The organism is Actinospica durhamensis, from assembly GCF_018139695.1.
Classification (GTDB): domain Bacteria; phylum Actinomycetota; class Actinomycetes; order Streptomycetales; family Catenulisporaceae; genus Actinospica; species Actinospica durhamensis.
Map to the genome: position 1 here is coordinate 1 of NZ_JAGSOG010000090.1, position 10652 is coordinate 10652.

Genomic DNA, 10652 nt, shown 5'->3' on the forward strand with positions numbered 1-10652 from the left:
GAGCTCCCCTGGGCGCCCCCACCCGACAATGCGTCCGTGCCCTGGCCGAGCGCGCTCTCGTCCGTCTCCCGCTGTTGCCCGACTTTGGGAGACTGCCCGCCCCTGCCCTCTGACTCCTGCCCGGACGGAGCGGGTTTGACGCGCTTTACCGACCGAGGATCAGGCTCATCGCCTCGGCCCTGGTCGCCGGCGAGCGCAGCATTCCTCGCACGGCCGAGGTCACCGTCCTCGCCCCGGGCTTCCTGATCCCTCGCATCGACATGCACAGGTGCTCGCACTCCACTACGACGATGACCCCACGCGGTTGCAGGATACGGACGAGTGCGTCCGCTACCTGAGTGGTAAGACGCTCCTGGACCTGGGGCCGTTTCGCGTATACATCAACCAGTCGGGCCAACTTCGACAAACCGGTGATGCGCCCGTCCACGGAAGGAATGTAGCCGACGTGGGCCACTCCGTGGAACGGAACGAGGTGGTGTTCGCAGCACGAGAAGAGCTCTATGTCCTTCACCAGGACCATCTCGTCGTGGCCGAGGTCGAAGGTGGTGGTGAGCACGTCTTCGGGCGCCTGGTGCAGACCGGCGAACATCTCGCGGTACGCGCGGGCCACCCGTCCCGGGGTGTCCCTGAGCCCGTCGCGGTCGGGGTCCTCGCCGACTGCGAACAGCAGTTCGCGTATCGCGTCTTCGGCGCGCTTCTCGTCGAAGGAGGCCACCGCGCGCCCGGCGTCCACCGACTCCTCGCCGTGCAGAGAGATCGGATCGATCACCGGTACCTGCCCACCAGCCACTCGAGTATGGTCCTAAGCCTGTCTTCAGCCCCAGTCTAGCGCCGCCCGGGCCGCGAATGATCACCCTCGGCCGCGTGGCCGCCGCTCAGCCGGGCCGGGGGCCGGGCGCGGGCCGGGCGCGGGACCCGCCGGAACGCCCCCGCACGGATGCGCGAGGGCCCGGACGGTGTTCCGCCCGGGCCCTGGCCACGCGTGTCGTGCGCGTCAGACGCTCACGCTCAGACCGACTCGCTGCCGCTGCTGCCGTTGGCCGCGGCCAGCTCCTTCGGCGTGCGCACCGGCGGCAGGTCCGAGGGCACCCGGCGGGAGGAGCCGGTCCAGGCCGGACGCGGGGCGCGGATCCGCACATCGTGGAAGATCGCCGCGATCTGGGCCTTGTCCAGCGTCTCCTTCTCGAACAGCTCGAGCACCAGCCGGTCCAGGATCGCCCGGTTGTCCACCAGGATCTCCCAGGCCTCGTCGTGCGCGTTCTCGATCAGCTTCTTGACCTCTTCGTCCACCAGGGCCGCGACGTCCTCGGAGTAGTCGCGCTGGTGACCCATGTCACGGCCGAGGAAGACCTCGCCGCTGTCCTGGCCGAGCTTGATCGCGCCGAGCCGCTCGGTCATGCCGTACTGGGTGACCATGGCCCTGGCCACCTTGGTGGCCTTCTCGATGTCGTTGCTCGCGCCGGTGGTCGGGTCGTGGAAGACCATCTCCTCCGCCGCGCGTCCGCCCATCGCGTAGGCGAGCTGGTCGAGCAGCTCGTTGCGGGTGGTCGAGTACTTGTCCTCGTCCGGCAGGACCATGGTGTAGCCCAGGGCCCGGCCGCGCGGCAGGATCGTGACCTTGTGCACCGGGTCGGTGTTCGGCAGCGCGTGTGCCACCAGGGCGTGTCCGCCCTCGTGGTAGGCGGTGATCTTCTTTTCCTTCTCGCTCATCAGCCGCGTCTTCTTCTGCGGCCCGGCCACGACGCGGTCGATCGCCTCGTCGAGGGCGTGGTTGTCGATGAGCTTCTTGTCCGTGCGGGCCGTGAGCAGCGCCGCCTCGTTGAGCACGTTGGCCAGGTCGGCGCCGGTGAAGCCGGGGGTGCGCCGGGCCACCGCCATCAGGTCCACGTCCGGGGTGATCGGCTTGCCCTTGGCGTGCACCTCGAGGATCTGCTTGCGACCGTTGAGGTCGGGCGCGTCCACCGCGATCTGCCGGTCGAACCGGCCCGGGCGCAGCAGCGCCGGGTCCAGGATGTCCGGGCGGTTGGTGGCGGCGATCAGGATGACCCCGCCCTTGACGTCGAAGCCGTCCATCTCGACGAGCAGCTGGTTCAGGGTCTGCTCGCGCTCGTCGTGGCCGCCGCCGAGGCCGGCGCCGCGGTGGCGGCCGACCGCGTCGATCTCGTCCACGAACACGATCGCCGGGGCGTTGGCCTTGGCCTGCTCGAACAGGTCGCGCACCCGGGAGGCGCCGACACCGACGAACATCTCGACGAAGTCCGAGCCGGAGATGGAGAAGAACGGCACCCCGGCCTCGCCGGCCACGGCGCGCGCCAGCAGCGTCTTGCCGGTACCGGGCTGGCCGTAGAGCAGCACGCCCTTGGGGATCTTGGCGCCGATGGCCTGGAACTTGGCCGGGGCCTGCAGGAAGTCCTTGATCTCCTGCAGCTCCTCGATGGCCTCATCCACGCCGGCCACGTCGGCGAAGGTGGTCTTCGGGGTGTCCTTGGTCATCATCTTGGCCCGGGACTTGCCGAAGTTCATCACCCGTGAGCCGCCGCCCTGCATCTGGTTCAGCAGGAAGATGAACACGACCACGAGCAGCAGGAAGGGCAGCAGCGTGACCAGGGCGGAGACGACCCAGGAGGTCTTGGTGACGTTGACGTTGTAGCCGCCGGACAGCTGCTTGGCCTTGTCGGCGTTGTCCAGCGCCTGGGTCAGCGAGAACCCCTGCTGGTCGTTGAGGTAGGTGGCCTGCTCCTTGGTGCCGTCGTTCAGCACGACCTGGATGGTCTGGCTCGAGCCGGTGTTCACCGTTGCCGAGGCGACCTGGCCCGAGTTGATCTGAGAGATGATCTCGGAGGTGTCGACGGCCTTGTAGCCGCTGCCCGAGGTCATGATGTTCATCACGGCGAGCACGGCGAGCACGACGAGCACGACCCAGATCACCGGGCCACGGAAAATACGCTTCACGTCCATCGTTCCGGGGCGGTGCGCCCCGTCCCTCCTGCCGGCTCTTCTCCCGCCGCATACGCTGCGGGAACCAATACTCGCTCTGCCTAAACCGGCCATGCCCAGGTCACGCCGCCGCTACTCGGCGGCTGCCCCGGGCAACCGGGTGACCCGGCCCTAACGGAGTACCGAGTCATTACATCGTGGCAACGATCCTACGGTGTCGCCGCGTTCCCGGTTGACGGACCCAAATTAGCCGGGTCCGTCACAGGCCGGTCGCCGCCCCCGGAAGCAGGGCGCTACGAGTAGACGTGCGGGGCGAGTTTCCCGATGAAGGGCAGGTTGCGGAAGCGGTGGGCGTAGTCGAGTCCGTAGCCCACCACGAACTCGTTGGGGATGTCGAAGCCGATGTACTTCACGTCGATCTCGACCTTGGCCGCGTCCGGCTTGCGCAGCAGGGTGCACACCTCGAGCGAGGCGGGCTGACGCTGCCTCAGGTTCGAGAGCAGCCAGGAGAGGGTCAGCCCGGAGTCGATGATGTCCTCGACCACGAGTACGTGCCGGTCCTTGATGTCGGTGTCCAGGTCCTTGAGGATGCGCACCACTCCGGAGGACTTGGTGCCCGCCCCGTAGGAGGAGATGGCCATCCAGTCCATGGTGATCGGGTTGTGCAGAGCCCGGGACAGATCCGCCATCACCATCAGCGCACCGTTGAGCACGCCGACCAGAAGCACGTCGCGACCGGCGTAGTCGGCGTCGACCTCGGCGGCCAGCCGAGAGATCCCCTCGCTTATCTCCGCCTCGCTGAGCAGGATCTTCTCGAGCTTGTCGCCCATGTCCTTCTCGTCCACGTCCACCTTCTCCTCGTCCTATGGCGACGTCGCGCCGGTCAGCTCGGGCCTGGTCGGCGCCGGACGGGCCGGCGGCGTCGAGGCCCCGAAGGCCAGTCTGCCATTCGTCCGACGTACCTCCACCGAGCCGGGCAGCTGCAACGGCCCCTGGCCGCGCCATCCGGTGACCAGAGCGTCCACCGCCTCGATGTGGCTGGCGGCGAGAGTGCCGGCCGGGGCGCCGCTGCGCAGCGCTGCGAGTCTTATCACCCGGCGGCGCACGGCCGTGGGCAGCTCGGCCAGGCGCCGGGCGTCGAGCCCGCCCTCGGCGTGCTCGCAGGCCGGGTACTCCCGCGCGGCCCACTCGTCGAGCGCCTCGGTGTCCTCGCGCAGCATCCGGGCGGTGCGGGCGAGCGCCTCGGGCATGCCGGGCCCGAGCACCTCGGCGAGCTCCGGCAGCAGGCGGTGGCGCACCCGGGACCTGGTGTAGGCCGGGTCGGCGTTGTGCGGGTCGAGCCAGGGCTGTACGCCCTCGGCGGCGCAGGCCTCGACGGTGGCGGCGCGGGGCAGGCCGAGCAGCGGGCGGCGGTAGCGCCCGCCGGGCCCGAAGACGGCGGGCATGCCGGCCAGCGACCTGGCCCCGGAGCCGCGGGCCAGGCCCAGCAGCACGGTCTCGGCCTGGTCGTCCCTGGTGTGCCCGAGCAGCACGCAGCGGGCGCCGTAGCGTTCGGCGAAGTGGTCGAGGGCCTCGTAGCGGGCGGTGCGGGCGGCCGCCTCGGGCCCGCCGGCCCGGCCCACGGTGACGGCGACCGACCCGACCGGGTCGAGGCCGCGTCGGCGCAGCAGCGCGACCACCTCGGCGGCGCGCTCGGGGGAGCCGTCCTGCAGGCCGTGGTCCACGCTCACCCCGCCGCAGCGCAGCCCGAGGCGGGGTGCGACGAAGGCGGTGGCGCAGGCCAGGGCCAGCGAGTCGGCGCCGCCCGAGCAGGCGACCAGGACGAGGTCGCCGGGCTGGTGGTCGGCGAGCGCCGTGCGGACGGCGAGTCGTATCGCTGCTACGGCGGGAACCGGTCCCATCTGCGGTTGCTCCTTACGTGCGGCCGGTGCGGCGGTGGGGCGGACGGGTCAGCCCCGGCGCAGCGGCACCCGCCGCACCCAGGCGGCCGGCTGCGCGATCTCGGCCATGGTCGGGAGGGTGTTCGGCGAGGTCCAGACGCGGTTGAAGCCGTCCATGCCGACCTCGCCGACGACGGCGCGCACGAAGCGTTCGCCGTCCCGGTACTGGCGGAGTTTGGCGTCCAGCCCGAGCACCTTGCGCAGCAGGGCGTCCGGCCTGATCCGCGAGGCTGACCTGCGGCGGGCGAACTCCCGGCTGATCTCCGCGACCGACGGCACGACCAGCGGGCCGACCCCGTCCATCACATAGGTGGCGTGGCCTTCGAGCAGCGTCATCACGGCGGTCAGACGGTCCATCGCGGCGCGCTGCTCGGGGGTCCGCACCACATCGAGCAACGAGCGACGCGTCCCGGGGGTGACGGCGTTCGCGTCCGTCTCCACTCGTTCGGCGGGCACCTCGGCGTGTCCCCGTGCGATCAGCCCGGAGGCCGCGGGCCGGCGCAGCGCCTCGCGCAGCCGCCCGGCGAGCTGGGCCGGCTCCAGGTCGAGCTCGGCGACCAGGGCGGCGAGCCCGTCGAGCAGGTGGTCGCGCAGCCACGGCACGGCGCCGAACTGCGCCCGGTGGGTCTCCTCGTGCAGGCAGACCCAGAGCCGGAAGTCGGGCGGGTGCAGGCCGAGCTCGCGCTCGACCCGGACGATGTTGGGCGCGACCAGCAGCAGCCGGCCGGCCGGGGCCCGCTCGGGGTCGCCGAAGGGGTCGAACTGGCCGAGCACGCGGGTGGAGAGGAACGCGAGCAGCGAGCCCACCTCGGCCCCGGTGACCTTGGCGCCGAGGTTGTTGGCGGTCGAGCGCAGCAGGCCGGAGGGCACGCCCTCGCGGTACTGGCGCACCTTCTCCACCAGCGGGCTGGAGAGCGTGTGCATGATGTCCAGGTTGGCCGTCGCCCATCCGCGTGAATCGATCACCAGCACCGGCCGGTCGGCGGCCGGGACCCGCAGCCCGGTGAAGGTGCGCACGTGCTCCTCGGCGGCCACCGCGCAGGCGCGCAGTTCGGCCACGGCCTGCTCGGCGGCGCCGCGCGAGACCGCGGGCCCTGGCCGCCACAGGCTCCGAGCCGTCGCCGCGGCCACCTGCCAGTCGATGAGCTCGTCGTTCGCCACACTGTCAAGGTATCCCGATCCGGTCCGCACCATGTCTGTGTGCGCCGACCCAATGTTGCGTTGATCACGTCCTTCGGCCTGGCGTGCCGCTCGACGGCCCGCATACGGGACACTGTTCGATGAAACGCGGGCACGCGTCCCGGCAACGGAGGCGGTTCGACGGCAGCCGCACATGGAGGAACCGATGGAGTTCGACGTCCTGATCGAGATCCCGAAGGGACAGCGCAACAAGTACGAGGTGGACCACAAGACCGGTCGGATAAGGCTGGACCGGATGCTGTTCACCTCCACGCGCTACCCGGCGGACTACGGCTACATCGAGGACACCCTCGGTGAGGACGGGGACCCCCTGGACGCGCTGGTCCTGCTGGACGAGCCCACCTTCCCGGGCTGCCTGGTGATGTGCCGCGCCATCGGCATGTTCCGGATGACGGACGAGAAGGGCGGGGACGACAAGGTGCTGTGCGTCCCGGCGAACGACCCGCGGGTCGAGCACATCAGGGACATCCACCACGTCTCCGAGTTCGACCGGCTGGAGATCCAGCACTTCTTCGAGGTCTACAAGGACCTGGAGCCGGGCAAGTCGGTCGAGGGCGCCAGCTGGGTCGGGCGCACCGAGGCCGAGGAGGAGATCCGCCGCTCGCGGCTGCGCTTCGCCGAGTCGCCCGAGGCCCAGGGCCACGCCCACTGACCTGTACCGGGCCGCCGGTCTGCGCTGAACCCATCCGCCGAACTGCCGGGGACACCCCGTCGGGCGCCGTTGCCGGCCCGACGGGGTGTCGTGCATGGTCGGGCGCATGATCACGACGCTCCGGGCGGAAAATCGGACTCGGCCGTCGTAGCGGGCGCCTAGGCCGTGCCTTCAAACCATCGCCGGGGCCGCGACGCCTGCCACGCACGCTCGCGGCGTTGCCGGACCGTTTACAGACGACCGAGTATGCGCACGGCCCCGGCGCCTTGCGAGCGCACGCGTCAGACGCCGCGGCCTGATCCGACGCTGGTTCGAAGACACGGCCTAGACTCCGCGGTCATGACGACGATGACGGACGAACACGGCAGACCCGAGCCCCCGGCCGCGGGCGACGAGGCCGCCACCCTGCTCGGATTCCTCGACTTCCAGCGCGCCACCCTGGCCTGGAAGTGCGCCGGCCTCGATGCCGCCGGCCTGCGCGCGACCACGGCCGCGTCCACGATGACGCTCGGCGGCGTGCTCAAGCACATGGCCCTGGTCGAGGACGGCTGGTTCTCCCGGGCGCTGTTCGGGCGGCCGCACGTGGAGCCGTGGGCCGGGGTGGACTGGAAGGGCGACCCGGACTGGGAGTGGCGCACGGCCGCCGAGGACGAGCCGGAGGCGCTCAGGGCGCTGTGGCAGGCGTCGGTGGAGTACTCGCGCGTCTGCACGGCCGAGGCGCTCGCGGACGGCGGCCTCGACCGGCTGGCCGTGCGCGAGTTCGCGGACGGCTCGCACCCGAGCCTGCGCTGGATCCTGTGCCACATGATCGAGGAGTACGCGCGGCACAACGGCCACGCCGACCTGCTGCGCGAGTCGGTGGACGGGCAGACCGGCGAGTAGCCCGGGCTCAGCCGGGCCGGCGCACCGTGTGGACCGGCATCCACTTCATCAGCTGCACGGTCACGTACGTGCCCTGGTGCGGCGCGACGACCACCTTCCCGTCGCCCGCGTACAGGCCCACGTGCGAGGCGTCGGCGTAGAAGATCACCAGGTCGCCCGGCTGGATCCGGTCGAGCGAGACCGGCGCGCCGAAGCGGGCCTGCTCCCAGGTGGTGCGCGGAATCCGGACGCCGGCGGCCCGCCAGGCCCGCTGGGTGAGGCCGGAACAGTCGTAGCTGTCGGGCCCGGCGCCGCCGTACACGTAGGGCTTGCCGATCTGCCGGATCGCGAAGTCCAGCGCGATCCGGCCCCGGGTGGAGGTCGAGGACGGCGGCGGCTGCAGGACGATCGTGGGCCGCCTGGCCGGTCTGCGCTCCACCATGGCCTCGTGATGGTGATGGTGGTGGCGGGCGGTCCGGGCGTGGTGGTGGTGCGCCCGGACGCCGGCCGAGGCCTCGGAGCTGCCCGCGACCCCGGCCCCCGCCGTGATCACGAGTGTGAGCGTGAGCCCGAGGGCTCGCCGGTGCAGGCGTGGACGGCGTACCCGTCCACGCAGACGGTCGATGATGCACGTATCAATGGGGCGCTGGGGGTCCACATCTGATGAAGGCACACATCCATTCATATGATGAACCGTCACCCCACTGTCCCGGCGAAGGCCCTGTCACTGCGCCTATCGAGTGGTGAATTCGCCCGCTCGGATGCTCAACCCGACCGCGCCGACCCGGCTCACCCGGCCGACCGGTCCGCGCCCGCCATCGCCGCCATCCCGGCCCCGATCCGCCGCGCGAGCTCGTCGAGTTCCGGCTTGGGGATGACCAGGTACTCGGCCTTGTCCATGGCCGCGAACTGCTGCTCCCGGAACGGCACGCCAGGCGGCAGCGGCGCCAGGTGCCAGTGCACGTGCTCGACTCCCTGCATGCTGCCGAGACTGCACACGTAGAGCCGCTCGGTAGGCGTCAGCGAGGACAGCACCAGGCCGAGCCGATGGACCCGCCGCTGCACCTCGAGGTACTCGGGCTCCTCGAAATCCGAGACGACGCCGGTCACATGCCGGACCGGCGCGAGCAGGCAGTAGCCGCGAAGCCGCTGCCACTGGGGGAAGAAGACCACGCAGTGCTCGTCGCGGTAGGCGACGATCTCGCGCTCGGGCGTCGTGCGGGGATCGGCCAGCTCGCAGATGAAGCAGTGCCCTGCGTCGTTGTCTGCCCGCAGCCGCGCGGCGTACGCATCAGTATCCACAGTCCCGGTACTCATACGGAGCAACATACGCAACGGCCGAGTTCTGTTCAGGGCCGCGCGTAGAACTGGATCGCGCCCCACATCCACATGTTCGAGACCATCACGTTCCAGCCGGTCTTCGGGGCCTGGACCATCTGCCCGCCGCCGAGGTAGACCGCCTCGTGGTAGATCGTGCTCGGGTCCTTCGGGTCGGTGGCCCAGAAGAGCAGGTCGCCGGGGCGGAGTTGACTGTACGTCAGCGGATGGCTCGCGGCGTACTGGAACGCGGCGAAGTGGGGCAGTTCGACGCCGGCCGTCTCGTAGGCCCGCATGGCGAGGCCGGAACAGTCGAAGGACTGCGGGCCGGCGCCGCCCCACAGGTACGGCTTGCCGAGTTGGGCCAGGGCGTAGGAGACCGCCTTCGCCTCGACCGCGGCGTCGTACGGGAATACCGGCCCGGTTGCGGGTACGGCGGCGGCTTCGGCCTCGAGGCCCCGCGCGAGTTCGGACGCGCCGTCACCACCGATGCCCTCCCGACCCAACTCGGCGTCGAGTTCGCTGCCCAGGCTCGATACCCGGGCCTCGGCCGCGTCGGCGGCGGCGGTCGCCGCGACCGCGGTCCGCGCCATCGCCCGCTCCGCGCTCGTCACCGCAGCGGCCTGATCGGTGGCCTGCGCGCTCGTGGCGTCGGCATCGCGACTCGCCGCCTGGGCCTGCGCCACCACCGTCGAGGCGTCGACCAGCACCCGGCGGATGGTGTGCACGCCGTCGAGGTACTGTGCCGGATCGCTGACGTCGAGCATCAGCAACAGCGTGCCCGTGGACTGGGCCGGACCGTAGCGGTAGACGGCCGCGGCCAGCCGACCCAGGTTCGACCGCGCCTGGACCGCGGCGGCCTTGGCCACGCGGGCCTGAGTCCCCGCCCGGACAGAAGCCTGCTCCGCCGCCCGCACCCGGGCCGCAGCCCGCTGACGCGCCGTCGTGGCCTGCTGCGCCGCACCCTCGAGCCCGGCGAGGTCCCGCTCGGCCCGGGTGAGCGCGTTCTGCGTGGAGGTGAGCGCCTGACCGCCGCGGCCGTACGCGGCAGTACCCGTATCCGCACCCGTCTGCGCGCGGGTACCCGGGCCCGGCGGCTCGGCGGTCGCGGCGCCGGCGTGGCCGAGCAGGATCGCGGCCGTGAGCACCGCGCAGGCGGCCGGGCCGGCCAGGGTCACCCAGCCCGAACTCTCCGTCCGTCGCACGCGCACCTCCCGAACCGACCGTGGTCAGTCCCTCATCGTGCTCCGTACGGCGGCATCCGAACCATCGGACACGCCGGACCCGGTGCGTTGACGCGGCAGGGTGGACCCGGCCGCCCAGTACGCCCGGGTCACCTCCTGGCGCACCGCGGCCACCTGGCGCCACTCCCGGCAGGCCGAGACGATCAGCGCGTTGCGCACCGAATCGGCGAGCGGGTCGGACTCCTCGCGGAAGGTGCGCGGCAGCGCCAGCGCGAGCTTGCGCGCCGCCTCGGCCGGGGCGTAGGGCAGCAGCGGGGCCCGGGTCGGGTCCGGCTCGGTGGCGGCCGCCTCGTCGATCAGGATCATGAGATAGCAGTGGGTGAGCACGGCGTAGGGCAGCCGCAGCGCGGCAGAGCGGGCCGCCACCCCTTCGGCGAAGCGACTGGCCGGCACCGTGCGCAAGCGCATGTACAGCTCGGCCTGGTCCTCCGGCAGATCCAGCAGAAGCGCCTCGCGGCGCGCGTCCTGCGTCGTGCGCTGACCGGTCTTCATATCCCCGGT

11 protein-coding genes are annotated in these 10652 nt (G+C 71.4%); 2 read left to right on the plus strand and 9 right to left on the minus strand.

What is annotated here, in order from left to right; all coding sequences use genetic code 11:
- Positions 1–145: 145 nt before the first annotated feature.
- From folE to KDL01_RS18655, 5 genes are all read right to left on the minus strand, one after another.
- The gene (folE, locus tag KDL01_RS18635) at positions 146–769 is read right to left on the minus strand and encodes a GTP cyclohydrolase I FolE (RefSeq protein ID WP_438801969.1); all 624 of its coding nucleotides are present in this window, start codon (positions 767–769) and stop codon (positions 146–148) included.
- A 239-nt stretch (positions 770–1008) separates the two neighbouring features.
- Entirely contained in the window at positions 1009–2958 is a 1950-nt protein-coding gene (ftsH, locus tag KDL01_RS18640) for an ATP-dependent zinc metalloprotease FtsH (protein WP_212529793.1), read from the minus strand.
- Between the two features lie 272 nt (positions 2959–3230).
- Entirely contained in the window at positions 3231–3782 is a 552-nt protein-coding gene (gene hpt / locus KDL01_RS18645; protein WP_368861601.1) for a hypoxanthine phosphoribosyltransferase, read from the minus strand.
- Positions 3783–3800: 18 nt separating this feature from the next.
- Positions 3801–4838 (minus strand): tRNA lysidine(34) synthetase TilS, encoded by a 1038-nt coding sequence (tilS, locus tag KDL01_RS18650; RefSeq protein WP_212529794.1) that lies wholly within the window; start codon positions 4836–4838, stop codon positions 3801–3803.
- A gap of 48 nt (positions 4839–4886) precedes the next feature.
- Positions 4887–6071 (minus strand): zinc-dependent metalloprotease, encoded by a 1185-nt coding sequence (locus tag KDL01_RS18655; protein ID WP_212529795.1) that lies wholly within the window; start codon positions 6069–6071, stop codon positions 4887–4889.
- 151 nt (positions 6072–6222) lie between these two features.
- Between KDL01_RS18655 and KDL01_RS18660 the strand changes: the two genes are divergently transcribed.
- Together KDL01_RS18660 and KDL01_RS18665 are read left to right on the plus strand one after the other, a co-directional pair.
- Positions 6223–6729, plus strand: coding sequence for an inorganic diphosphatase (locus KDL01_RS18660; RefSeq protein WP_212529796.1), 507 nt, complete (start codon positions 6223–6225; stop codon positions 6727–6729).
- Between the two features lie 339 nt (positions 6730–7068).
- Entirely contained in the window at positions 7069–7611 is a 543-nt protein-coding gene (locus KDL01_RS18665) for a DinB family protein (protein WP_212529797.1), read from the plus strand.
- Between the two features lie 7 nt (positions 7612–7618).
- On the opposite strand, the gene KDL01_RS18670 is transcribed toward KDL01_RS18665, so the two are convergent.
- The 4 genes from KDL01_RS18670 to KDL01_RS18685 form a co-directional block, all read right to left on the minus strand.
- A complete protein-coding gene (locus tag KDL01_RS18670) occupies positions 7619–8143 on the minus strand; it encodes a C40 family peptidase (RefSeq protein ID WP_212529798.1) in 525 nt (174 codons plus the stop codon).
- A 236-nt stretch (positions 8144–8379) separates the two neighbouring features.
- Positions 8380–8907 carry an HIT family protein gene (locus tag KDL01_RS18675; RefSeq protein ID WP_212529799.1) on the minus strand — a complete coding sequence of 176 codons (528 nt, stop codon included), beginning with the start codon at positions 8905–8907 and terminating at the stop codon, positions 8380–8382.
- Between the two features lie 32 nt (positions 8908–8939).
- The gene (locus tag KDL01_RS45295; RefSeq protein WP_212529800.1) at positions 8940–10112 is read right to left on the minus strand and encodes a C40 family peptidase; all 1173 of its coding nucleotides are present in this window, start codon (positions 10110–10112) and stop codon (positions 8940–8942) included.
- Positions 10113–10136: 24 nt separating this feature from the next.
- The gene (locus KDL01_RS18685) at positions 10137–10643 is read right to left on the minus strand and encodes a hypothetical protein (RefSeq protein WP_212529801.1); all 507 of its coding nucleotides are present in this window, start codon (positions 10641–10643) and stop codon (positions 10137–10139) included.
- Between the last annotated feature and the right edge of the window lie 9 nt (positions 10644–10652).